18 protein-coding genes, 4 tRNA genes and 1 riboswitch are annotated in these 22,587 nt (G+C 72.9%); of the genes, 10 read left to right on the forward strand and 12 right to left on the reverse strand.

Annotated features, from left to right (window positions below; all coding sequences use genetic code 11):
- The first annotated feature begins 132 nt into the window (after window positions 1-132).
- Window positions 133-603: a DUF5946 family protein gene (locus ACWDXC_RS36640; protein ID WP_364168664.1), complete on the forward strand. Its 471-nt coding sequence runs from the start codon at window positions 133-135 to the stop codon at window positions 601-603.
- 49 nt (window positions 604-652) lie between these two features.
- On the opposite strand, the gene ACWDXC_RS36645 is transcribed toward ACWDXC_RS36640, so the two are convergent.
- The 5 genes from ACWDXC_RS36645 to ACWDXC_RS36665 all read right to left on the reverse strand — a co-directional run bounded on the left by ACWDXC_RS36645 (window position 653) and on the right by ACWDXC_RS36665 (window position 2,988).
- Window positions 653-727 (reverse strand) — tRNA-Val (locus tag ACWDXC_RS36645).
- A gap of 18 nt (window positions 728-745) precedes the next feature.
- A tRNA-Gly gene (locus ACWDXC_RS36650) sits at window positions 746-817 on the reverse strand.
- A gap of 52 nt (window positions 818-869) precedes the next feature.
- Window positions 870-940: transfer RNA gene (locus tag ACWDXC_RS36655), tRNA-Cys, on the reverse strand.
- Between the two features lie 15 nt (window positions 941-955).
- Window positions 956-1,027 (reverse strand) — tRNA-Gly (locus tag ACWDXC_RS36660).
- Window positions 1,028-1,113: 86 nt separating this feature from the next.
- Entirely contained in the window at window positions 1,114-2,988 is a 1,875-nt protein-coding gene (locus ACWDXC_RS36665; RefSeq protein WP_449990053.1) for an N-acetylmuramoyl-L-alanine amidase, read from the reverse strand.
- Between the two features lie 195 nt (window positions 2,989-3,183).
- Between ACWDXC_RS36665 and ACWDXC_RS36670 the strand changes: the two genes are divergently transcribed.
- The 7 genes from ACWDXC_RS36670 (at window position 3,184) to ACWDXC_RS36700 (ending at window position 11,722) form a co-directional block, all read left to right on the forward strand.
- Complete coding sequence (locus tag ACWDXC_RS36670; RefSeq protein ID WP_443681637.1) at window positions 3,184-3,459, forward strand: hypothetical protein; 276 nt, start codon at window positions 3,184-3,186, stop codon at window positions 3,457-3,459.
- A gap of 10 nt (window positions 3,460-3,469) precedes the next feature.
- Window positions 3,470-5,290, forward strand: a complete 1,821-nt coding sequence (glmS, locus tag ACWDXC_RS36675) for a glutamine--fructose-6-phosphate transaminase (isomerizing) (protein ID WP_219511112.1) — start codon at window positions 3,470-3,472, stop codon at window positions 5,288-5,290.
- 89 nt (window positions 5,291-5,379) lie between these two features.
- Window positions 5,380-6,090, forward strand: a complete 711-nt coding sequence (locus tag ACWDXC_RS36680) for an SAM-dependent methyltransferase (protein WP_449990057.1) — start codon at window positions 5,380-5,382, stop codon at window positions 6,088-6,090.
- 69 nt (window positions 6,091-6,159) lie between these two features.
- Window positions 6,160-7,107 carry a tripartite tricarboxylate transporter substrate-binding protein gene (locus ACWDXC_RS36685; RefSeq protein ID WP_449990059.1) on the forward strand — a complete coding sequence of 316 codons (948 nt, stop codon included), beginning with the start codon at window positions 6,160-6,162 and terminating at the stop codon, window positions 7,105-7,107.
- Window positions 7,108-7,111: 4 nt separating this feature from the next.
- A riboswitch (cobalamin riboswitch) is annotated at window positions 7,112-7,304 on the forward strand.
- 102 nt (window positions 7,305-7,406) lie between these two features.
- Complete coding sequence (locus ACWDXC_RS36690) at window positions 7,407-9,560, forward strand: ribonucleoside-diphosphate reductase subunit alpha (protein ID WP_449990062.1); 2,154 nt, start codon at window positions 7,407-7,409, stop codon at window positions 9,558-9,560.
- A gap of 15 nt (window positions 9,561-9,575) precedes the next feature.
- Window positions 9,576-10,571, forward strand: coding sequence for a ribonucleotide-diphosphate reductase subunit beta (locus tag ACWDXC_RS36695; RefSeq protein WP_219511119.1), 996 nt, complete (start codon window positions 9,576-9,578; stop codon window positions 10,569-10,571).
- Between the two features lie 20 nt (window positions 10,572-10,591).
- The gene (locus ACWDXC_RS36700) at window positions 10,592-11,722 is read left to right on the forward strand and encodes a mechanosensitive ion channel family protein (RefSeq protein ID WP_308126050.1); all 1,131 of its coding nucleotides are present in this window, start codon (window positions 10,592-10,594) and stop codon (window positions 11,720-11,722) included.
- 31 nt (window positions 11,723-11,753) lie between these two features.
- On the opposite strand, the gene ACWDXC_RS36705 is transcribed toward ACWDXC_RS36700, so the two are convergent.
- From ACWDXC_RS36705 to ACWDXC_RS36735, 7 genes are all read right to left on the reverse strand, one after another.
- Window positions 11,754-12,560, reverse strand: a complete 807-nt coding sequence (locus ACWDXC_RS36705; protein WP_449990066.1) for a cytochrome c biogenesis CcdA family protein — start codon at window positions 12,558-12,560, stop codon at window positions 11,754-11,756.
- Window positions 12,557-13,309 carry a DsbA family protein gene (locus ACWDXC_RS36710; RefSeq protein ID WP_449990068.1) on the reverse strand — a complete coding sequence of 251 codons (753 nt, stop codon included), beginning with the start codon at window positions 13,307-13,309 and terminating at the stop codon, window positions 12,557-12,559. The genes ACWDXC_RS36705 and ACWDXC_RS36710 overlap by 4 nt, the downstream gene beginning before the upstream one ends.
- A gap of 61 nt (window positions 13,310-13,370) precedes the next feature.
- Complete coding sequence (locus ACWDXC_RS36715; protein ID WP_449990071.1) at window positions 13,371-15,446, reverse strand: MMPL family transporter; 2,076 nt, start codon at window positions 15,444-15,446, stop codon at window positions 13,371-13,373.
- A 29-nt stretch (window positions 15,447-15,475) separates the two neighbouring features.
- A complete protein-coding gene (locus tag ACWDXC_RS36720) occupies window positions 15,476-16,249 on the reverse strand; it encodes an ABC transporter permease (protein ID WP_364168643.1) in 774 nt (257 codons plus the stop codon).
- A 28-nt stretch (window positions 16,250-16,277) separates the two neighbouring features.
- On the reverse strand, window positions 16,278-17,282 hold the full coding sequence (locus ACWDXC_RS36725; protein ID WP_449990075.1) for an ATP-binding cassette domain-containing protein: 1,005 nt from the start codon (window positions 17,280-17,282) through the stop codon (window positions 16,278-16,280).
- Between the two features lie 111 nt (window positions 17,283-17,393).
- Window positions 17,394-17,870, reverse strand: coding sequence for a flavin reductase family protein (locus tag ACWDXC_RS36730; protein WP_219509724.1), 477 nt, complete (start codon window positions 17,868-17,870; stop codon window positions 17,394-17,396).
- Window positions 17,867-18,868 (reverse strand): beta-ketoacyl-ACP synthase 3, encoded by a 1,002-nt coding sequence (locus tag ACWDXC_RS36735; protein WP_449990079.1) that lies wholly within the window; start codon window positions 18,866-18,868, stop codon window positions 17,867-17,869. Before ACWDXC_RS36735 ends, ACWDXC_RS36730 begins: the two co-directional genes overlap by 4 nt.
- 151 nt (window positions 18,869-19,019) lie before the next feature.
- On the opposite strand from ACWDXC_RS36735, the gene ACWDXC_RS36740 reads away from it, so the two are divergent.
- Complete coding sequence (locus tag ACWDXC_RS36740; RefSeq protein WP_219509727.1) at window positions 19,020-19,280, forward strand: acyl carrier protein; 261 nt, start codon at window positions 19,020-19,022, stop codon at window positions 19,278-19,280.
- Between the two features lie 28 nt (window positions 19,281-19,308).
- Window positions 19,309-22,458 carry a BTAD domain-containing putative transcriptional regulator gene (locus ACWDXC_RS36745; RefSeq protein ID WP_449990083.1) on the forward strand — a complete coding sequence of 1,050 codons (3,150 nt, stop codon included), beginning with the start codon at window positions 19,309-19,311 and terminating at the stop codon, window positions 22,456-22,458.
- The last annotated feature ends 129 nt before the right edge of the window (window positions 22,459-22,587 follow it).

The following is a 22,587-nucleotide window of genomic DNA, read 5'->3' on the forward strand; positions in this document are numbered from 1 at the left end:
GCCGATATACACGGAGAGCGACGATAAATGCCGGTTTTTGGCATATTTGGTCAACGGAGAGTAATGACATGGCCTGGCGGAGGCCGGGAATTCGGATGACAAGCCTGCCGCCGTGCGCCTAGGGTGCCGCGCATGGATCAGTGCGACTGCGGCGCCGACGCCGGCCCCCTCGGCCTGTGCGAGGACTATTACTACGCGATCCTGGGCGAGGAGCAGGGCGATCCGGAGATGTACCGCTGGCACGCCCCCGTCGTCTGCGCCTACCTGCTGCAGCACCCCTCCCGGGGGCACGCCAAGTACCTCGACACCCAGTTCCGCCTGTTGCAGCTCTGCCTGGACCAGGGGATCGAAGCGCTGCTGCGGGTGGCGTCCCACCAGGTGGCGCGCAACCGGCACGGGGTCCGGTCGGGATACGACATGGCGCCGCTGGAGCCCTACGCGCCGCTCCCGGAGGGGCCGCCGGAGCGGTTCCGCACCGGGTTCGCCGCCCTGCCGTGCGACGACGGCAGCTTCGTCGCCCGGGGCCACGAGGACTACGGCCGCCGCATGACGGCCATCGCCCAGGCCACCGTGGACGCCTGGTTCGGCCGCCCCGCCGGATGACGAAAGAGCCCCGGTCCTCCATCGGAGGCCGGGGCGTCTTCGCGGTCGGTGGTGGACGATACTGGGATTGAACCAGTGACCTCTTCCGTGTCAGGGAAGCGCTCTCCCGCTGAGCTAATCGTCCGGGATTGAGTTGTCTCAGAGCGGAAGACGGGATTCGAACCCGCGACCCTCACCTTGGCAAGGTGATGCTCTACCACTGAGCCACTTCCGCATGGCGTTGCACTTACTTTAGCCGATCCTGACGAGTCCGCCGAACCGCACCGAGGTGGAGACGGGATTTGAACCCGTGTAGACGGCTTTGCAGGCCGCTGCCTCGCCTCTCGGCCACTCCACCAGGAGTTGAACTCCGAGCGGAAGACGGGATTCGAACCCGCGACCCTCACCTTGGCAAGGTGATGCTCTACCACTGAGCCACTTCCGCGTGTTTCCGGCACTGAACCGGCCACGGGAAAACCATATCGCCTCCTGAGAGTGCCCGTGCGCACTGTGAGGCCCCTGTGGCGAAATTCAGCGGATGACACGGACGTCGTCCGCCCGGACGAACGCCACCCGGTGGCCGAGCTGGATCTGGTGGTAGCGCAGCCGCCCCTTGACCGTGACGTGCCGGGCCGGGTCGAACGAGCGGGCCGAGTGGTAGCTGCCCGTCAGGGACTGGCCGAGCGCGTACGTCTGGCCGGGGGCGAGCGTGTAGGGCAGGGGGGCGTGCTGCTGGACCGGGGCGCGGGTGCCCGCGAAGGCTGACTTCTCAGGGAAGGCGCGGCCGTACACCTTGACGCCCGGGCGGACCGGCGTGACCAGCGGCCCCCGCGCCGCCACGGACGTCGGGCGCGCGGACGGGTCGTGGAACCAGGCCTTCTGCCCCAGATACCAGATGGCCGTCCAGTCGCCCCGCCGCTCCGCGAGCCCGAACCGCTGCCCCGCCGACGCGCGGGCGCTGTGGTCGTAGACGCTGTACGTGCTCGGCGCGCCGGGCCGCTTGCCCGCGTCGTCCACCAGCGGGGCGTCCTCGCGCGGCTCGGTGCGCAGCCACACCGCCGACGCGCCGTGCCGCGGGCACCGCCCGGCCGGCCTGGCCTTCACACAGCCGGTGAACCTGGGCCGGTGCTCGTCGTACGACGGCAGCACCAGCACCGACCCGGGGCCGCTCCCGTCGCCCGCGAACCCGCCCGTCAGCTCGTACGCCGGCCCGTCGTGCCCCGGCCGCTCGAACGGCTTGCCGAGCAGGTCGAAGTAGTGCGCCCAGTCCCAGTACGGGCCCGGGTCGTCGTGCATCTGCGGCAGCGTCTTCGCCGACGTGCCGGGGACGTTGTCGTGGCCCAGGACGTGCTGGCGGTCCAGCGGGATGCCGTGCCGGTCCGCCAGGTAGCGCACCAGCCTGGCCGACGCCCGGTACATCGCCTCGGTGTACCAGGTGCCGCCCTGCGCCAGGTAGCCCTCGTGCTCGATGCCGATCGAACGGGTGTTGACGTCCCAGTTGCCGGCATGCCAGGCGATGTCCTTGTTCCGCACGTGCTGGGCGATGTGCCCGTCGCGGGAGCGGATCGTGTAGTGCCAGCTCACGTACTTCGGGTTGCGCACCAGCGAGGGGATCCCGGCGTAGGTGCCCTCTGTGTCGTGGATGACCACGTAGTCGATGCGGCGGGCGCGGTCCAGGCGGTCGTGGTTGCCGTGGTCGCCCTTGCCGGTGCGCGCGTACGCGGCGGGCATCCACTCGCAGGCCAGCGTGTGCGGGCACTCGGCGTGACCCTTCGCCCGGCGCAGCGGCGCGGGGCCGGGCAGGCGCGGGTTCGCGGGCAGCCGCACCACCGACCCGTCGTCGGTCCTGCGCTCCACCCCCGAGCGCATCACCGACACCACCTCGTCGGCGAAGGCCCGCGACCCGGCGTACCGGGCGATGGCCTCGTACCAGGCGGCCGGATCGGCGCCGGGCCGCCGCTGGTAGGAGGCCAGCAGCGCGGCGCCGCCCCGGATGTTCGCCGCCGGATCGCTGCGCAGTTGCTCCGTGCTCGCGCCGGTCAGCCGTCCCGCCTCGGCCAGCGTCGCCCCCGCTGCCGAGGCGCCTGCTTCTCCGGCGTCCTCGTGGGGAACAGGCGCCTGCGACAGCGGGCGGGCCGGGTCGCCGCGGCGGTCGGCGTGGGTGTGGCCGGGGCCGGGCCGGGCGGCGGCGGGGTCGAGGAGGTGCATGGGGCCGTAGCCGCCGGCGGTGCTGGGCGCGCCGCCGTGGGCGTCCCAGCGCGACTGCAGGTACGACACGCCGAGCAGGACGCTCTCCGGCACCCCGTACGCGCGGGCGGCGGCGGCGAAGTCCGCCTGGCGGCCGTCCGGGTGGCCGGGCGCGACCAGGACGGTGGCGGCGGCGACGACGGCGGCCCACAACAGCATGACAACCCCCACGGAATGGCACACAATGAATACTCAACGTAACCATTCCCAGATGGGGATGTGTCAGACGGGACAGTTGAGGCAGATGTGACTCATGGTGATCTCCCCCCTCATGACAGAAGATGGAGGTAAATCCTGCCCGATATCGGGCAGGAAGTTGAAGTGTCTCGTTCCAGCTGCGTAATGTCCTCGACTGTGTCCACGGCACGGCATCCCTACGAGGACCTCATCGCCCACCTCACCAGGAGCACCCCGCTGGGGCCCGGTGAGGCGGCGCGCGTGGTGGCCGACGTCCTGGCGTACTTCTCCGAGCCGGTCGAGGAGTTCGTGCGGCGGCGTCACGGCGAGCTCAAGGCTCGCGGCCTGACCAATGACGAGATCTTTCCCAGGATCGCCGCGGAGCTGCGCGGCCGCCGGGTGGCGGCCCCCGAGCTGTCGCTGCGTCAGCTGCGCCGGATCGTTTACGGATAGGAGACCTCGCATGTGCGGAATCGTCGCGTACGTGGGGCCGCAGGACGCGGCGCCCATCCTGCTCGAAGGGCTGCAGCGGCTGGAGTACCGCGGCTACGACTCGGCCGGGGTCGTGGTCTCCAACAAGGGCCTCAAGCTGCGCAAGGTCAAGGGCCGGGTGGCCGATCTGGCCAAGGTGGTGCCCGCGCGCTTCAAGGGCACGCTGGGCATCGGCCACACCCGGTGGGCCACGCACGGCGTGCCGAGCGACGTGAACGCGCATCCGCACCTGTCGTCCGACGAGCGCGTCGCGGTCGTGCACAACGGCATCATCGAGAACGCCGACGAGCTGCGCGCCAAGCTGATCGCCGACGGCGTGGGCTTCCGGTCGGAGACCGACACCGAGGTGCTGGCCCACCTGATCGCCCGCGCGGTGGACGAGAACGACACGCTGGAGGAGGCCGTGCGCAAGTCGCTCAAGAGCGTCGTGGGCACGTACGGCATCGCGGTGATCGACGCCGAGCGGCCGGGCGAGGTGGTCGTGGCCCGCAACGGCAGCCCGATCGTGCTCGGCATCGGCGAGAAGGAGATGTTCGCCGCCTCCGACGTGGCCGCCCTGGTCCGCTACACCCGGCAGGTCGTCCACCTGGAGGACGGCGAGCTGGCGGTGCTGCGCGCCGACGGCTTCCACACCTTCGCCAGCGACGCCCGCGAGACGGCCAAGGAGCCGCTGACCGTCGACTGGGACGCCGGACACTACGACACCGGCGGCTACGAGCACTACCTGCTCAAGGAGATCTCCGAGCAGCCGGAGACCGCGGCCCGCACGATGAGCGGCAGGCTCGACGAGCGCTTCCACGTCGCGCACCTGGGCGGGCTGAACATGGACGCCCGCGAGACCCGCTCGTTCCGCCGGGTGAAGATCATCGGCTGCGGGTCGGCCTACTACTCGGGCCAGATCGGCGCCCAGCTCATCGAGGAGCTGGCGCGCATCCCGGCCGACGCCGAGCCGGCCAGCGAGTTCCGCTACCGCAATCCGGTCGTCGACCAGGACACCCTCTACGTGGCGATCAGCCAGTCCGGCGAGACGTACGACACGCTGGCCGCCGTGCAGGAGCTCAAGCGCAAGGGCGGGCGGGTGATCGGCATCGTCAACGCGGTCGGCAGCGCCATCGCCCGCGAGGTCGACGGCGGCGTCTACCTGCACGCGGGGCCGGAGGTGTCGGTCGCCTCGACCAAGGCGTTCACCTCGACGGCGGTGGCCTTCGCGCTGCTCGCGCTGCATCTGGGCCGGGTGCGCGACCTGTCGCCCGCCGACGGCAGGCGCATCTGCGAGGGCCTGCGCCGCCTGCCCGACCAGATCGAGGAGATCGTCGCGCAGAGCGACAAGATCGCCGAGCTGGCCGGCAAGTACGCCAAGCACGCGAGCATGATGTTCGTCGGCCGGGTGCGCGGCTACCCGGTGGCCCGCGAGGGCGCGCAGAAGCTCAAGGAGATCTCGTACGTGCACGCCGAGGCCTATCCGGCGAGCGAGCTCAAGCACGGCCCGCTCGCGCTGATCGGCCCGGAGATGCCGACGGTGGCGATCGTGCCCGACGACGAGCTGCTGGACAAGAACCTCACCACGCTCGGCGAGATCCGCGCCCGCGGCGGCCAGGTGCTCATGGTCGGCCACCGCGAGCCCGACGCCAAGCTGGCCGACGACGCGATCGTGGTGCCGAAGAACGAGATCGAGCTCGACCCGATCCTGCTGACGATCCCGCTGCAGCTCCTGGCCTATCACGCCGCGGTCGCGCTGGGCCGTGACGTGGACAAGCCGCGCAACCTCGCCAAGAGTGTCACAGTGGAGTGACCCGAGGGCAGGAAATGCTTACCGTCGGAGGGGTCACAGTGGGAATCGGCCCCCTGTGGCCCTTGACAGTGAGCGCCTAGGGTCGAATTGTGTCCCAGTTCGACCCACGCACTCCCAATCTTGCCCGGATGTACGACTACCTGCTCGGCGGCACGGACAACTACGCGGTCGACCGCGAGGCCATCGACAGGCTGTCGGACCTGATCCCGGAGGCCGTGCCGCTGGCCAGGGCCAACCGCGGCTTCCTCCAGCGCGCCGCCCGCTACGTCGCCGCCGAGGGCGTCGGCCAGTTCGTCGGCCTGGGCAGCGGCCTGCCGACCCGGGGCAACGTGCACGAGGTCGTGCCCGGCGCGAAGGTGGTCTACGTCGACCACGACCCGGTCGTCGCCGAGCACGCCCGCGAGCTGCTGGCCGACGAGCCCCGCGCGGTGTTCGCCGAGGCCGATCCGCTCGACGCCGGCGAGGTGCTGGCCCGGGCGGAGGGCTTCCTGGACCTGTCGCGGCCGGTCGCCGTGTTCCTGGTGTCGATGCCGCACGGCGGCCGCGACCCGGGGCCGGCGCTGTCCCGGCTGCGGGAGGCGGTGGCGCCCGGCAGCTATCTGGCGCTCACCCACGCCGCCTCCGGCGACCGCCGGGACGGCACCCGCAGCCCGGCGGAGATCCGCGCGTTCTTCGGCGACTTCGCGCTGGTCCCGCCGGGTCTGGTGCAGGCGGCCGAGTGGCGCCCGGACCGGCCGAGGCTGGTCGGCGGCACGCCGCTGCCGTCGTACCTGCTGGCGGGGCTCGCGGCGAAGAAGTAGCAGCAAATCGGATTAACTATGCGTGATGCGTCAATAACCTGAGGTAACTGCGCTCGGGGGAGGCGGGTCATGCGGCGGAGACGCTTTCTCGCGGCGGGCCTCGGAATGGCCGCCGCCGTGGCCGGCTGCGGCACCGAGCGCTTCCCGGCGGGCGCCGGGGACGCACGCGGCGCGTACGAGATCGTCGCGGGCGGCGAGCGGTGGGAACGCGTGACCCGCGCGTTCGCCGGCGCGGCGGGCGAGGCCGGGTTCGCCGGGCGGGGGCCCGTGCGGATCACCGTCACCGGGCTGCCCGCGCTCGCCGCCGCCGAGCTGAACCACGGCGAGTCGCTGATGGACACCGCGACGCCGCTGGCCAGGCTGGCCGGCGAGGTCGTGGTCGTGGTGGTGCCCGCCACGTCCCGCTTCCGCAGCTTCGACGAGTTCGGCGCCCACCTGCTGGCCAGGCCGGGGGAGACGCCGCTGGCCGGCGGCCCCCAGGGCGAGCCCGACCACCTGCTGTTCGGGCTGATCGCCAAGGGGCTGGGCGCCGACACCCGCCAGGTCGACTACACCGGCTACCGGAGCAGCGCAGAGGCGGCCACCGCGCTGCGGGCCGGCCGGGCCGCAGCCGCCGCGGGCGCGCTCGCCGACTGGCGCGGCCCCATCCGGCGCGGCGCCGTACGGGTGCTGGCCGTCTCGTGCGCCAGGCGCTTCCCCGGCGTGGACGCGCCCAGCCTGCTGGAGAGCGGCATCCGCGTCGACTTCGCCAACTGGTGCGCCGCCGTCGGCCCCGGCGCCATGCCGGAGGACAGGCGCGCCTCGGCGGTGCGGATGTGCGAGGAGGTGACCGGATCGCCGTTCTGGCAGCGCGCCTGCGAGGCGGGCGGCTGGGTGCGCATCCCGCTGGCTGGCGACGACTTCCGCGCCTGGCTCGCCTCCGAGGTGCGCAGGACCAAGGCCGTGCTCCGCGATCTCGGCCTCGTCGAGACCAGCGGTGGCACAACATGCTGGGGTAGTTGCGGAAACGGCCACTAGATGTAGGATCCTGGTCGTCGCTGGTTCGCCCCTCGGGGCGGAGTGAAAGGGAACCCGGTGCGAATCCGGGGCTGCCCCGCAGCGGTGAGCGGGAACGACCGCCGTCACACGCACTGGAGAGATCCGGGAAGCGACGGCCAGTAGGAGTGCGCGTTGCGCCCGCGAGCCCGAAGACCTGCCAGCGGTTGTCTTGTCCAGGGCCTCGAGGGAGGGCCCGGGGGCGTCGCGCGGCCGGGGATCGAGGCGAGCCGCCGTGCTCTCGCGTGCCCTCACGGGGGAAGCTCGCGAGGAGAGAGCACGTGACACAGATCGTTGAGGGTGACCGCCGCCTGGCCATCGAGGAGGCCGCCGCGCGGGTGATCACCGACCCGGCCAACTCGCGGGTCGCCGCCCGGCTGCTGGCCGAGGAGATCGCCGAGGAGGCCGCCGGGCACGGCGTGCGGTCGTTCGCCGAGTCGGTCGCCGCCACCCACGCCGCCGGGCTGCTTCAGGACTCGCTCGCCGCCTTCGTCGCCGCGCACGCCGCCGAGCTGGACGCGCTGATCGACGACGGCGCCGACGAGCGCTTCGAGTACTTTGGGCTGCGCACCGTCTACGACCGCTACCTGCTGCGCCACCCCGTCACGCGGGCCGTGCTGGAGCGGCCCCAGCACTTCTTCCTGCGGGTGGCGTGCGGGCTGTCGCAGACCGTGGCCGAGGCCGCCGAGCTGTACACGCTGATGTCGGCGCTGGCCTACCTGCCCAGCTCGCCGACGCTGTTCAACGCGGGCGCGCGCCGGCCGCAGCTCTCGTCCTGCTTCCTGCTCGACTCGCCGCGCGACGAGCTGGAGTCGATCTACGACCGGTACGGCCAGGTGGCCCGGCTGTCGAAGTACGCGGGCGGCATCGGCATCTCGTGGACCCGGGTGCGCTCGCGCGGGTCGCTGATCCGGGGCACCAACGGGCACTCCAACGGCATCGTGCCGTGGCTGCGCACGCTCGACGCCTCCGTGGCCGCGGTCAACCAGGGCGGCAGGCGCAAGGGCGCGGCCTGCGTCTACCTGGAGACCTGGCACGCCGACGTCGAGGAGTTCCTGGAGCTGCGCGACAACACCGGCGAGGACGCCCGCCGCACCCACAACCTCAACCTGGCCAACTGGGTGCCGGACGAGTTCATGCGCCGGGTGGAGGCCGACGAGGTCTGGTCGCTGTTCGACCCCAAGGAGGTTCCCGACCTGACCGACCTGTACGGGGAGGAGTTCGACCGCGCCTACCGCGCCTACGAGGCCGCCGGGCGGTTCGTCCGCCAGATCCCGGCCCGCACCCTCTACGGGCGGATGATGCGCACGCTCGCGCAGACCGGCAACGGCTGGATGACGTTCAAGGACGCCGCCAACCGCACCTCCAACCAGACCGGCCGCCCCGGCAACGTCATCCACCTGTCGAACCTGTGCACCGAGATCCTGGAGGTCACCGGCGACGCCGAGACCGCGGTGTGCAACCTGGGCTCGATCAACCTCGCCGCCCACGTACGGGACGGCGACCTCGACTGGGAGCGGCTGCGCGGCACCGTCCGCACCGCCGTGCGCTTCCTGGACCGCACGATCGACCTCGGCTTCTACCCGACGCCCGAGGCCGAGACGGCCAACAAGAAATGGCGGCCGATCGGGCTCGGCGTGATGGGGCTGGCCGACGTGTTCTTCGCGCTGCGGCTGCCGTTCGACTCCGGCCCGGCGCTGGCGCTGTCGACCCGGATCGCCGAGGAGATCGCGCTGGCCGCCTACGACACCTCCGCCGACCTGGCCGCCGAGCGCGGCAGGCACCCCTCCTACGACGACACCCGCGCCGCCGCCGGGGTGCTGCACCCCGACCACTACGGCGCCGCCGCCACGCCGCGCTGGGACGCGCTGCGCGCCAAGATCGCCGTCACCGGGCTGCGCAACTCCCTGATGGTCGCGATCGCGCCGACGGCCACGATCGCCTCCATCGCCGGCTGCTACGAGTGCATCGAGCCGCAGGTGTCCAACGTGTTCAAGCGCGAGACGCTGTCGGGCGAGTTCCTCCAGGTCAACCGCTACCTCGTGGCCGACCTCCAGGCGCGCGGGCTGTGGACGCAGCCGGTGCGCGACGCGATCAAGCGCGCCGACGGGTCCGTGCAGGACGTGCCCGGCGTCCCGGACGACCTCAAGACCCTCTACCGCACCGCGTGGGAGCTGCCGCAGAAGGCGCTCATCGACCTCGCGGCGGCGCGGCAGCCGTACATCGACCAGTCGCAGTCGCTCAACCTGTTCATGGCCAGCCCCACCATCGGCAAGCTGTCGTCGATGTACGCCTACGCGTGGAAGAGCGGCCTCAAGACCACCTACTACCTGCGCTCGCGCCCGGCCACCCGGATCGCGCAGACGACCGTCCCGGTCGCCGAGGCCGTCGCCTGCTCGCTGGAGAACCCGGAAGTCTGCGAAGCCTGCCAGTAAAGGACGGATCCCATCATGCTGCTCGACCCCGGAATGGACCTCACGCTCCGCCCGATGCGCTACCCGGACTTCTACGAACGCTACCGGGCCGCCATCCGCAACACCTGGACGGTGGAGGAGGTCGACCTGCACAACGACCTCGCCGACCTGACCAGGATGACGCCGCAGGAACGCCACCTGATCAACCGCCTGGTCGCCTTCTTCGCCACCGGCGACTCCATCGTGGCCAACAACCTCGTGCTCAACCTCTACCAGCACGTCAACGCCCCCGAAGCGCGCCTGTACCTGAGCAGGCAGCTGTACGAGGAGGCCGTGCACGTGCAGTTCTACCTGACGCTGCTCGACACCTACCTGCCCGACCCGGACGAGCGGGTCAAGGCGTTCGCCGCGATCGAGCACATCCCGTCCATCCGGGACAAGGCCGAGTTCTGCTTCCGGTGGATCGACTCGATCAACGGCATCCAGCGGCTGGAGAGCGCCGCCCAGCGGCGGCAGTTCCTGCTCAACCTCATCTGCTTCGCCGCCTGCATCGAGGGCCTGTTCTTCTACGGCGCCTTCGCCTACGTCTACTGGTTCCGCTCCCGAGGGCTGCTCGACGGGCTGGCCGCCGGGACGAACTGGGTGTTCCGCGACGAGTCCATGCACATGGAGTTCGCCTTCAGCGTCGTCGACACCGTACGCTCCGAGGAGCCCGAGCTGTTCGACGACGACCTGCGCGACCAGGTCACCCGCATGCTGGAGGAGGCGGTCGAGGCGGAGCTGGCCTTCGCCCGCGACCTGTGCGGCGACGGCATGCCGGGGATGAGCGTCGAGCAGATGCGCGCCTACCTGGAGTACGTCGCCGACCAGCGGCTGGCCAGGCTCGGCATGCCCGGCCGCTACGGCAGCGCGAACCCGTTCGCGTTCATGGAACTGCAGGACGTGCAGGAGCTGGCAAACTTCTTCGAGCGGCGCGTCTCCGCGTATCAAGTTGCGGTTGAGGGCAATGTGACCTTTGACGAGACGTTCTAGAACATTTGGGGGAGTAGAGCGTGCAGCCGACGTCCAACTGGCTGATCATGGCCGTCTCCGTCGCCGGGGCGATCCTCGGCGTGGAGCTGGCCAGGCGGGTGCTGTCACGGGTGGGCCGCAAGTACGCGCTCGCCCGGCACCTGGTGGAGCACTGCACGTGGGCCACCTTCGCCATGGCGGCCGTCCTGGCCTGCAACATCGTGTTCGGGCCGTGGATGATGGGCGACACGCGGCAGGAGCGCCAGCTCGGCGAGTCGATCGACCGCGTCATCGGCCTGCTCACCATCGCCACCGTCACCTGGCTGATCATCGGCGTCACGTACGCGCTCACCGACGTCATCCTCGACCGGCTCGTGCTGGTCGAGGGCGAGCGCAACCGGCGGGCCCGGCGCATCATGACGCAGATCGCGCTGGTCCGCCGGATCGCCGCCGCCACCGTGATCGTCGTCGCGGTCGGCGCCATGCTCTTCTCCTTCCCGCAGGTGCGGGCCCTCGGCGCCGGACTGCTCGCCTCCGCGGGCATCGCCGGCGCCGTCGTCGGCATCGCCGCCCAGCCCACGATCGGCAACATGCTCGCCGGGCTCCAGCTCGCCTTCAGCGACGCGCTGCGCCTCGACGACGTGGTGGTGGTCGAGGAGGAGTGGGGTCGCATCGAGGAGCTCACGCTCACCTACGTGGTGCTGCGGCTGTGGGACGAGCGGCGGCTGGTGCTGCCCGTCTCCTACTTCACGCAGAACCCGTTCGAGAACTGGACCCGGCACGGCTCTCGCGTCCTGGCCGTCGTCTATTTGCGGGTCGACTGGTCGGTGCCGGTCGACAAACTGCGCGAGGAACTGTACGCGTTCATCCAGGAAAGCCCGCTGTGGGATCAGAAGGACTGGACGCTCCAGGTCACCGACGTGCTCCCCAACGGGCTGGTGGAGCTGCGCGGCCTGATGAGCGCCGCCGACTCGGCCTCCGCCTGGGACCTCAAGTGCGACGTACGCGAGCACCTGGTGAAGTTCGTCCGCGAGAACTACCCCGACGCGCTGCCCCGCTTCCGCGTCGAGACCCCCGAGACCCGGGCCGGGGTCCCCTGGTCGGCGGGCCGCGACACCGCCGCCAAGGGCACGCAGGGCGCGTCGGGCCGCGACGACCCCGGCGACGCCTGAGCCCTCAGCGGCGCCTCAGCCGCCAGTGCGCTCAGCGGCGCCTCAGCCGCCAGAGCGTGACCCCGGCCAGCACCACGGCCGCCACCCCCACCAGCGCCAGGTCGGGCACCCGCACCGACGCCGCCGCCTCCTGCAGCCACGCCTCCCACTCCTCCGGGAACGGCGCCGTCAGCCCGCGCGTGCCGTCGGAGACCAGGAACAGCACGCCCAGCCCGGCGAACACCAGCCCCGACAGCAGCGACGTGGTGTGCACCCGCAGCCTGCCCACCCGCAGCCCGCGACCCCGCAGCCACCGCCGCCGGCCCAGGTCGAAGCGCTCCCACAGGGCCGCGAGCAGCAGCAGCGGCGCCGCCATCCCGGCCGCGTAGACCGCCAGCAGCACGCCGCCGCGCAGCGCGTCGCCGGAGGCCGCCGCCACCGTGAGCACCGCGCCCAGCACCGGCCCGGCGCAGAACCCGGCCAGCCCCGACACCAGCCCCAGCGCCAGCACGGCTCCCGCCGAATCGCCGCGCACGTGCGCCCGCAGCCGCTCCAGCGGCCCGATCGTCCAGCCCTGCCCGGCGACCTGCGCCACGCCCAGCGCGATCAGCAGCCACCCGGCGACCGTCACCAGCAGGTCCTGGTGGCCGTAGAACAGCCGGCTCGCCTGCGCCGACCCCATCCCGAGCGGCACCAGCACCAGGCACAGCCCCAGGTAGAACAGCAGCGTCCGCCCGGCCAGCCGGCGCCCGCCCGGGAACGCGTAGCCGAAGAACGCCGGCAGCAGCAGCGCCCCGCACGGGCTCAGCAGCGAGAACAGCCCGCCCAGGAACGCGGCGGCGTAACCGACGCCGCTCATCCGCCCCGGCGCGCCTTCTCGATCGCCTCCCGGAACGCCGCCACCGGCTGCGCCCCGAACAGCAGCTCCCCGTTGACCAGGAACGCGGGCGTGCCCGGCAGGCCGAGCTGGTAGGCGAACGCGGTGTCGTGGTCGACGGCCTCCCGCGCGGCTTTGCCCCGGCGGTCGCGGTCGAACCTGGCCATGTCCAGCCCGGCCGTTACGGCGGCGGCGCGCAGCCGCGCGGGCGTCACCCGCGTCCCGCCCGCGAACAGCGCGTCGTGGAACTGCCAGAAGCGGCCCTGCAGCGACGCCGCCCGCGCCGCGTAGGCCGCGTCGACGCTGGCCTGGCCCCTGATCGGGTAGTCGCGCCAGAAGACGCGGACGACGCCGGTGCCGATGTAGTCGCGCTGGAGCACGGGCTCGATCTCGCGGGCGTAGCGGCGGCAGTTGGGGCACTGGAAGTCGCCGAACTCGACGATCGTGACGGGCGCGTCCTGCGATCCCTTGGCCAGCTTCAGGTCCACGGGCGGCGGCGTGGGCCCCTCCCACACGGCCACGCTCGGGCTCTCGGCCGGAGTGGCCTCCGGAGCAGCCGTGGGGGCCGTGGAGGCCGGGGGCGCGGTGGCCGGGGGCGCGGTGGCCGGGGGCGCGGTGGCCGTCACGGCGGCTTCGTCGTCGCGGTCGAGGGCGGCGACGCCGAGGACCGCCAGCACCGCCGTCCCGGCCACGGCGCCGAGCACCGCCCTGCGTCTCGATCCTGCGTCCATCTGCCCCATCATCCCAGCCCCGGGGCCCGGTGCGGCCTCCCGGGAGGCCGCACCGGCCCGGTCACCGGGTGCCGACGGGGCTCTCCGCCGGCGCCGGGCTCCCGGACGCGGGGACGGGCAGCCTCGGCCACCAGACCCGCCAGTCCAGCAGCAGCGCCACCCCCGGCACCAGCACCGAGCGCACCAGCAGCGTGTCGAGCAGCACGCCGAACGCCACCAGCAGGCCGAGCTCGATCATGAACACGAGCGGCAGCGTCGCCATCGCGCCGAACGTCGCGGCCAGCACCACGCCCGCCGACGTGATCACGCCGCCGGTCGTCACCAAAGCCCGGACCACCCCGCGCGGCGTGCCGATCCGCGCGCTCTCCTCCCGCGCCCTGGTCATCAGGAAGATGTTGTAGTCCACGCCCAGCGCCACCAGGAACAGGAACCCGAGCACGACCAGCGTGGGATCCAGCCCCGGCAGGCCGAGCACCTGGACGAACACGAACGTCATCACGCCCAGCGCCGCCGCGAACGAGACCACCACCGTGGCGATCAGCACCAGCGGCGCCACCACCGAGCGCAGCAGCAGGCCCAGCACCAGCGACACCACGAGGAGGATGAGCGGGATCAGCCTGCGCTCGTCGGCGGCGGCGGCCTTGATCGTGTCGAGGTTCTGCGCGCTCGGCCCGCCTACCCGGGCGCTCGGGTCGACGGCCGCGATCCGGGCGCGGAGCGTCTCGATGGCGGCGTACTCCGGCGGGGTGTCCGGCTTGTGCCGCAGGAGCACCGCGAACTCGGTCAGCCCGTTGCCGAGCTGGCCCTTGGTGATCTGCGAGACGCCCGGCGTGGACTGCGCGGCGGCCCGCAGCCGGTCGCCCGTCTCCGCCTTGCCGATCACGATGAGCGGCTGCCCGCCGAGGTCGGGGAAGTGCGCGGGGATCTGCTGCAGCCCGCTGATCGACTCCGGCTTGTTGACGAACTGGTCCATCTGGCGCAGCGGGCTCGCCGGGGTCAGCAGGCCCAGCGCCATGACGCCGAGCAGCAGCAGCGACCCGGCCACGGCGGGCACCCGGCGGCGCGCCACCGCCTCGCCCAGCCGCGACCACAGGCTGGACGCGCTCGGCCCCGGATCGCCCAGGCGCGGGATCCTCGGCCAGAACGCGGGCCGCCGCAGCAGCACCAGCACCGCGGGGAACAGCGTCAGCATCGCGGCGAGCGCGCTCAGGATCGCCACCGTGGCGACCGGGCCGAGCCCCTTGAGGCTGTTCATGTCGGCCGCGAGCAGGCACAGCAGCCCGGCGATCACCGTGGCGGCGGAGGCGACGACGGCCGGGGCGCTGCGCCGCAGCGCGGTGCCCATGGCCGACAACGGCTCGTCCTGGAGGCGCAGCTCCTCCCGGTAGCGGGCGACGATCAGCAGCGCGTAGTCGGTCGCCACCCCGAACACCAGGATGATGAGGATCGCCGAGTTCTGGTCGCTGACCGTCAGCCCGAACGCCTCCACCAGCAGATACGCGCCCGCCTGGGAGAGCACCACGGCCGCGCCCGCGCACAGCAGCGGGATGAGCCACAGCAGCGGGCTGCGGTAGGTCAGCACCAGGATCAGGGCCACCACCACCGTGGCCGCGATCAGCAGGCTCTCGTCGATGCCGTCGAAGACCGTGTCGATGTCGGCCTCGATCCCGCCGGGGCCCGACACCTTCACGTCCAGGCCGGCGGGCCGCTCGGCCACGACGGCGCGCATGCCGTCGATGTAGGTCGCGGGCGCGCCCCGCTCGGACGGGACGGACGCGATGGTGAACGCCGCCTTCCCGTCGGGCGACAGGTCCACCTTGCCCTCGTTCGGCGGGGGCACGCCCGGCTTGCCGAACCGCGCGATCAGCGTGTCGAGATGCCGCTTGACCGTGTCCTTGTCCTCCTGGGTGAGCCCGCTGTCGCGTACGTACACGATCAGGAACTCGTAGTCCTGGCCGCGCGGGAGCCGCGTCTCCAGCGCGGTCACCTGCGTCGACTGGGCGCTGGACGGCAGATAGTCCACGACGCTGTCGCTCTTGACGCCGTCGAGCCTGGCCGCCAGCGGCAGGGCCCCCGCGACCAGGGCCGCCCAGATAATGATCATCACCCAGGGCAGTGCCTTGCGGGTGCGGTTCATCGGTGGAACTCCTTCGTCGGTGACGCCGGTCATCCGGACCTGCGCCGGAACCGGTGGATGGCGAGCGGCGCGAAGAGCGCGGTCAGGGCGGCGATCCACACGGCCGACCACATCAGCGGCCGGGCCACCTCCCCGCCGAGCAGCAGCCCGCGCATGGTGTCGGCGACCGACGTGACCGGGTTGAGGTTCACCCAGACCTGCAGCCAGCCGGGCATGGTCTCCGTCGGCACGAACAGGTTGCCGGTGAATGCCAGCGGAAGAATGATCAGGAACGCGAACTCCGACGCGCTCTCCGCCGCGCGCACGGTCAGCCCCAGCAGCGCCGACCCCCACGACATGGCGAAGCCGAAGCACAGCAGCACCACGACCGCCGCGAGCGTCTCCAGGACGCCGGTCTGGATGCGGAAGCCCAGCAGCATGCCGACGACCATCAGGACGACGATGGACAGCAGGTAGCGGACCATCTCGCCGAGGATCGCCCCGGTCAGCGGGGAGAAGCGGGCGATCGGCAGGCTGCGGAACCGGTCGTAGACGCCCTTCTTGAAGTCGGTGCCGAGCGCGGTGCCCAGCCGCATCGTGGCGAACAGCGTGGCCTGCACGAGCATGCCCGGCAGCGCGAACTGCAGGTAGTCGCGCCAGTCGCCCTTGATCGCGCCGCCGAACACGAACGTGAACAGCAGCACGATCACGATGGGCTGGACGACCAGCTCGATGATCTCCTCGGGGTTGGTCTTCAGGTGCAGCAGGCTGCGCCGGGTCAGCGTCAGCGTCTCGCGCGCGCCGGCGACGGGAACGGTGGTCATCGGGACTCCTCGGTGGATGCGGGCCGGCTCACGGCTCGGCGCGACCGGCGGCGGCCTCGCGCGCGGCGGCGGCCGTGCCCGCCGTGCCCGCCGGGCTCGTCGTGGCCGCGCGGTGCCCGGTCAGGGTCAGGAACACCTCGTCCAGGCTCGGCCGCCGCAACGCCAGCTCGGCCACCTGGACGTCGGCCAGGTCGAGCCGGAGGACCACGGCCCGCAGCACGTCCGGGTCGGCGACGGGCACGCTCACCCGCCGGTCCTCGACCGTGGCCGGGCCGCGCGCGATCTCGCCGAGGATCGTGGCGACCTCCCCGAGGTCCCGCTCGTTCACCGGCCACACCTCCAGCACCTGGCCGCCGATCTTGCTCTTCAGCTCGAACGGGGTGCCGTCGGCGATGACGCGGCCGTGGTCGAACACCACGATCCGGTCGGCGAGCTGGTCGGCCTCCTCCAGATACTGGGTGGTCAGCAGCACCGTCGTGCCGTCGGCCACCAGGGCGCGGATCACGTCCCAGAGACCGTCGCGCGCCGCCGGGTCCAGGCCCGTCGTCGGCTCGTCCAGAAACAGCACCTGCGGCCGGCCGATGAGGCTCGCGGCCAGGTCGAGCTTGCGCCGCATGCCGCCCGAGTACGTCCCCGCCGCCCGCCTGGCCGCCTCCGTCAGCCCGAACTGCTCCAGCAGCTCGAAGCTGCGCAGCCGCGCGGTCTCCCTCGGCAGGCCGAGCAGCCGGCCGATGACCAGCAGGTTGTCCAGGCCGCTGATGATCTCGTCCACGGCCGCGTACTGGCCCGTCAGGCCGATGACCTTCCGCACCTTCGCGGCCTGCCTGACCACGTCGAACCCGCCGACCTCGGCGACGCCGCCGTCCGGGCGGGTCAGCGTGGCCAGGATGCGGACGGCCGTGGTCTTGCCGGCGCCGTTCGGGCCGAGCACGCCCAGCACCTCACCCGCTCGCGCGGCGAAGCTCACGCCGTCGAGCGCGCGCGTGGAACCGTACCGTTTGCCGAGGTCGTCGGCCCGGATGGCGTAGGTCATGGCCACCTCCTTGCGTGTGTGGGTGTGATCTGAGACGAGGATCGTCGGCGGCCCTGTCCCCGCCCGCACCCCGTGCTGTCCCGGTGCTGTCCCCGTGCTGTCCCGGTCCTGTTACGGCGAGCCGAGCCGGTGGAAGGCGCGGTTGAAGTAGATGAGCGGGTCGCCGTGGCGGAAGCGCACCCAGGTGACCCGGCCCAGCAGGAGCATGTGGTCACCGGCGTCGTAGCGGTCCTCGATCGCGCACTCGACCACGCACATCGCCGCCTCGACCGCCGGCAGCCCGGCCGGGGTCTCGCGGGCGACGCCGGAGCCGAACTTGTCCGCGGCCGTGTTGGCGAAGCGCAGCGCCACCTCGTCCTGGCCGTCGCGCAGCATGCTGACGGCGAAGCTCTCGCACGCGGCGAAGACGGGGTAGCAGTTGGCCGACTGGGCCAGGCACACCAGCAGCAGCGGCGGGCTGAGCGAGACCGAGCAGAAGGACGTGGCGGTGAACCCGTACGGCTCGCCGTCCCCGCCGACGGTGGTGACCACGGTCACGCCGCTGGCGTAGGCGGCCATGGCCGAGCGGAAGGCGTCTGACGAGGTCATGGAAGGTGCACGACCTGTCCGGCGTAGTTGAGCCCGGCGCCGAACCCCATGAGCAGCGCCGCGTCACCGGACGCCGCCCGCCCCGAGCGCAGCAGCGCCTCCATGGCCAGCGGGATGGACGCCGCCGAGGTGTTGCCGCTCATGATCACGTCGTCGGCGACCGCGACGTGGTCCGGCAGGCCGATCCTGGCCGCCAGGATCTCGATCATGCGCAGGTTCGCCTGGTGCGGGACGAACGCGGCCAGGTCACCCGGGGCCAGCCCGGCCAGCTCCAGCGCCCGCCGCCCGGCGGGCACCGCGTGCTCCACCGCCCACCGGAAGACGCGCCGGCCGTCCATCTTCATCCTCGGCGGCGGCAGCGTCGGGTCGGCGCGGAAGGCGCCCCACCCGGTGTTCATGCGCAGCGCGTCCCGCGACGACCCGTCCGCGCCGCGCACCACCGGGCCGATCCCCGGCGCCGCCGACGGCCCCACCACGACCGCGCCCGCGCCGTCGGCGAACAGGAACGCGATGCCCCGGTCGGCCGGGTCGACGATGTCGGTCATCCGCTCCACCCCGGCGACCAGCACGTACCTGGCCTGCCGGGTCGAGACCATGTCACCCGCGATCGCCAGCGCGTGACAGAACCCCGCGCACGCCGCCGACACGTCGAACCCCGCCGAGCCCGTCGCCCCCAGGTCGGCCGCCACCGTGACGGCCAGGGGCGGCGTCTGCACCAGGTTCGACATGCTGGCCACGATCACGCAGTCGACCTCGCCCGCCCCGACGCCCGCGTGCCGCAGCGCCGACCGGGCCGCCGACACCGCCATCACCGCGAGCGTCTCGTCCTTCTCGGCGAAGCGGCGGCTGCGGATGCCGGAGCGGGTCTCGATCCACTCCTCCGTCGAGTCGATCCACTCGCAGATCTCCTTGTTGCTGACCACGCGTCGCGGCCGGTGGACGCCCACCCCGAGAATCCGGCTGTGCGTCCGCGGTGCCGCCAGAAGCTGGCTGGTCATGGCAGTCTCGGACCTCCTTGCGTCGGTGTCGGGCGCATGCTCGCGAGCTCCGGTGGAGGGCAGATCGAGGACCGCTGGAGGAAGCCCCCCTCCAGCCCGTCTCCAGCCCGTCTCCAGAGGTTCTCCAGCGCCGCCGGTCAGCCTGGCCGGCATGACGGAGTTCACCTTCGACGACCTGAAGCGCGTCGTCAGCACCTGTCTCGGCACCACGGAGGCGGCCGACCTCACCCCCGAGTCCGCCGACACCCCCTTCGAGGAGCTCGGCCTGGACTCGCTGGCCCGGTACGAGGTGGCCACGGTGCTCCAGGAGCAGCTCGGCCTGCCCATCCCCGACGAGGACATCGACCGCATGCTCTCCCCCCGGCAGACGCTGACGTACGTGAACGAAAGGCTGGCCGCCGCCGCGTCCTGACCGATCGGCGGTGTCCTAGAGTCGCCCTGTGGAGTTTCGGATCCTGGGTCCGCTCGAAGTGCGGCGCGACGGCCAGCTGATCGAGGTCAGAGGCGCCCGGCTCCGGGCGCTGCTCGTCGTCCTCGGCCTCAACGTCGGCCAGGTGGTCCCGGCCGACCGGCTGATCGCCGAGCTGTGGGCCGACGGGGCGCCGGTCGACGCCGTCAACGCGCTGCACTCCCTGGTGTCGCGGCTGCGCTCGGCCGTCGGCCGCGACACGATCGACTCCCGGCTCGGCGGCTACGTGCTGGCGGCCGACCCCGACGACGTCGACGTGCGCCGCTTCGAGCGGCTGGCCGCCGCCGGGCAGGCCGCGCTCGCCGCGCAGGACCACTCCGCCGCCGCAGACCTGCTCGGCCGGGCCCTGGAGCTGTGGCGCGGCCCCGCGCTCCTCGACGTCGCCGACGCCATGTTCGCCCAGGGCACGATCGCCCGGCTGGAGGAGCTGCGGCTGTCGGCCACCAAGGACCGGATCGAGGCCGACCTCGCGCTCGGCCGGCACGCGACGCTGCTGCCCGAGATGGAGGCGCTCGTCGCCGCCCATCCGCTGGACGAGCGGCTGCGCGCCCTCCAGATGCGCGCCCTGTACGCCGCCGACCGCCAGGTCACCGCGCTGGAGGTCTACGAGCAGACCAAGCAGGCGCTGGCCGACGAGCTCGGCATCGACCCGTCGCCCGAGCTGGAGACCACCTACCTGGCCGTGCTCCGGCGCGACCCCCTCGTCCGCGGCCGCCGCCAGGAGCGGCGCACCAACCTGCGGGCGGCGCTCACCTCGTTCGTCGGCCGCGACGCCGAGGTCGAGCTCGTCGAACGCTGCCTGGCCGAGCACCGGCTGACCACGCTCGTCGGGCCGGGCGGCGCCGGCAAGACCCGGCTGGCCCAGGAGGTCGGCGCGCGGGCCGTCCCCCGCATGCGCGACGGCGTCTGGCTGGTGGAGCTGGCCGCGCTCACCGACCCGGCCGACCTCCCGCAGGCCGTCGCCTCCGTCCTGCACCCGACCGAGGGCATCCTGCTGACCGGCGCGCGCGACGGCGAGCCGCCCGCCGTCGGCATCGGCCACCTCGTCTCCATGCTGGCCTCCCGCCAGCTCCTGATCGTGCTCGACAACTGCGAGCACCTGATCGACGACGTGGCCCGGCTCGCCGAGACGCTGCTCGGCTCCTGCCCCGGCCTGAGGCTGCTGGCCACCAGCCGCGAGTCGCTGAACATCGCGGGCGAGCGGCTCGCCCCGGTGCCGCCGCTCACCGTCCCGCCCGAGGTCACCGGCCCGCCGGGCGCGCTCGCCGCCCCCGCCGTGCGGCTGTTCGCCGACCGCGCCCTGGCCGTCCTGCCCGGCTTCGCCGTCACCGAGGACAACGTCGACGACGTCGTACGGGTGTGCCGCAGGCTCGACGGGATGCCGCTGGCCATCGAGCTGGCGGCGGCCCAGATGCGCGTCCTGTCGGTCGACCAGCTCGCCGAACGCCTCGACGACCGCTTCCGGCTCCTCATCGGCGGCAGCCGCACCGCTTTCCCCCGCCACCAGACGCTGCGCGCCGTCGTCGACTGGAGCTGGGAACGGCTGGAGCCCGCCGAACGGGCGCTGCTGCGCAGGCTGGCGGTGTTCGCGGGCGGCGCCACCCTCGAATCCGCCGAGCAGGTCGCGGGCGCCGACGTGTTACCGCTGCTCGGCGCCCTGGTCGACAAGTCGCTGCTGCACGTGTCCCGCGAGCCCGCCGGCGTCCGCTATCGCATGCTGGAGACCGTACGCCTCTACGCCCTCGAACGCCTGGAGGAGTCCGGCGAACGCGAACGGCTGCGGCGGGCGCACGCCACCCACTTCACCGAGGTCGCCGAACGCGCCGAGCCCGGCCTGCGCGGCCCCCGCCAGCTCACCCTGCTGGCCCGCCTGACCGCCGAGCACGACAACCTGCGGGCCGCGCTGCGCCAGGCCATCGAGACCGGCGACGCCGCCACCGCCATGCGGCTGGTGGCCGCGCTCGGCTGGTACTGGCGGCTGACCGGCTCACGCGGCGAGGGCGCCGAATGGACCAGGCAGGCCCTGGCCGCCGGGAAGGACGCGCCGCCCCGCGCCACCGTGCTCGCCCTCCTGCTCGGCGGCCTCGACGCCGGCCGCGAGCTGGCCGGCCGGGCCCGCGCCGCCGTCGCCGCCTGGCGCAACGAGGGCGAGCCCGGCGGCCACCCGTACCTCACGCTCGTGGAGCCCGCCCTGGCCATCGCCATGAAGGAGCCGCCGGGCCGCATCGTGGCGCTCGCCTCCCGCCACACCGGCGACCCCGACCCGTGGACCAGGGCCACCGCGCTGCTGTGGCGTGGGCTGCGCCGCCTGGACGACGCCGACGATCAGGCCGACGCCGACCTCGCGGCGGCGCTGGAGGCGTTCCGGGCCGCGGGCGACCGGTGGGGCATGGCCTCCGCGCTGCGCGCGACCGCCGAGATCGCCTCCGTACGCGGCGAGTACGCCCGCGCGCGGGCCGCCTACGCCGACGCGCTGCGGCTGTCCGACGAGCTCGGCGCCCGCCACGAGCGCCCCGCGCTGCTCTACCACCTGGCCGCGATCCAGCTGGAGAGCGGCGACCCCGACGCCGGGCTGGCCGGCCTGAGCGAGGCCCGGGAGATCGCCGAGGAGCTGGGGCAGCCCGCCACCGTCGCCGGGGTGCACCTGCTGCTGGGCAACCTGGCCCGCCGCGAGGGCGACCTCGCCCGGGCGCGCGACGAGCTGGCCGCCGCGCTCGCCATCGTCGACGGCAGCGGACTCGACCTCATGGAGCTGCGCTCGCTCGTGATGACCTCCCTCGGCCTGCTGCACGCCCGCGAAGGGCTGCTGGAGCAGGCCGAGGAGTCGCACGGCCGGGCCCTGAGCGCCGCCGTGGGCAGCGCCGACGTGCCGATGATCGGCGCCGTGCTGGTCGGGTGCGCCGACCTGGCCGCCCGGCGCGGCGCCCCCGAGCGGGCGGCCGTGCTGCTCGGCGGGGCCGCCGCGATGGCGCCCGGCCCCGGGCTGTCGCGCCACGACCTGTCCGCCGTCACGCGCGTCGCCGCCGACCGGCTCGGCCGCCCGGCCTTCGACCGCCTCTACTCCCAGGGCCGCACCATGGACCGCGAGGAACTCATCGCCTACGGCCGCGCCACCCTCTGACCGCCCGGCCCATTCCGGAAACGCGCGTCCCTGTCCTCCCCGGGGGGCTCGCGCGTACCCGCCCTCCGGTTGCCCCCACAGAGGGCGCGTGTCCCGTACAGGACGGAAGGGGCGTACGCGGAGAAAAGG

This window comes from Nonomuraea sp. NPDC003214, from assembly GCF_053590035.1.

Coding starts and splice junctions, on each gene's coding strand:
- ACWDXC_RS36720 (WP_364168643.1), bottom strand. CDS start 16,249: ATGACCACCGTTCCCGTCGCCGGCGCGCGCGAGACGCTGACGCTGACC.
- glmS (WP_219511112.1), top strand. CDS start 3,470: ATGTGCGGAATCGTCGCGTACGTGGGGCCGCAGGACGCGGCGCCCATC.
- ACWDXC_RS36665 (WP_449990053.1), bottom strand. CDS start 2,988: ATGCTGTTGTGGGCCGCCGTCGTCGCCGCCGCCACCGTCCTGGTCGCG.
- ACWDXC_RS36705 (WP_449990066.1), bottom strand. CDS start 12,560: ATGAGCGGCGTCGGTTACGCCGCCGCGTTCCTGGGCGGGCTGTTCTCG.
- ACWDXC_RS36695 (WP_219511119.1), top strand. CDS start 9,576: ATGCTGCTCGACCCCGGAATGGACCTCACGCTCCGCCCGATGCGCTAC.
- ACWDXC_RS36685 (WP_449990059.1), top strand. CDS start 6,160: ATGCGGCGGAGACGCTTTCTCGCGGCGGGCCTCGGAATGGCCGCCGCC.
- ACWDXC_RS36710 (WP_449990068.1), bottom strand. CDS start 13,309: ATGGACGCAGGATCGAGACGCAGGGCGGTGCTCGGCGCCGTGGCCGGG.
- ACWDXC_RS36640 (WP_364168664.1), top strand. CDS start 133: ATGGATCAGTGCGACTGCGGCGCCGACGCCGGCCCCCTCGGCCTGTGC.
- ACWDXC_RS36740 (WP_219509727.1), top strand. CDS start 19,020: ATGACGGAGTTCACCTTCGACGACCTGAAGCGCGTCGTCAGCACCTGT.
- ACWDXC_RS36725 (WP_449990075.1), bottom strand. CDS start 17,282: ATGACCTACGCCATCCGGGCCGACGACCTCGGCAAACGGTACGGTTCC.
- ACWDXC_RS36730 (WP_219509724.1), bottom strand. CDS start 17,870: ATGACCTCGTCAGACGCCTTCCGCTCGGCCATGGCCGCCTACGCCAGC.
- ACWDXC_RS36715 (WP_449990071.1), bottom strand. CDS start 15,446: ATGAACCGCACCCGCAAGGCACTGCCCTGGGTGATGATCATTATCTGG.
- ACWDXC_RS36735 (WP_449990079.1), bottom strand. CDS start 18,868: ATGACCAGCCAGCTTCTGGCGGCACCGCGGACGCACAGCCGGATTCTC.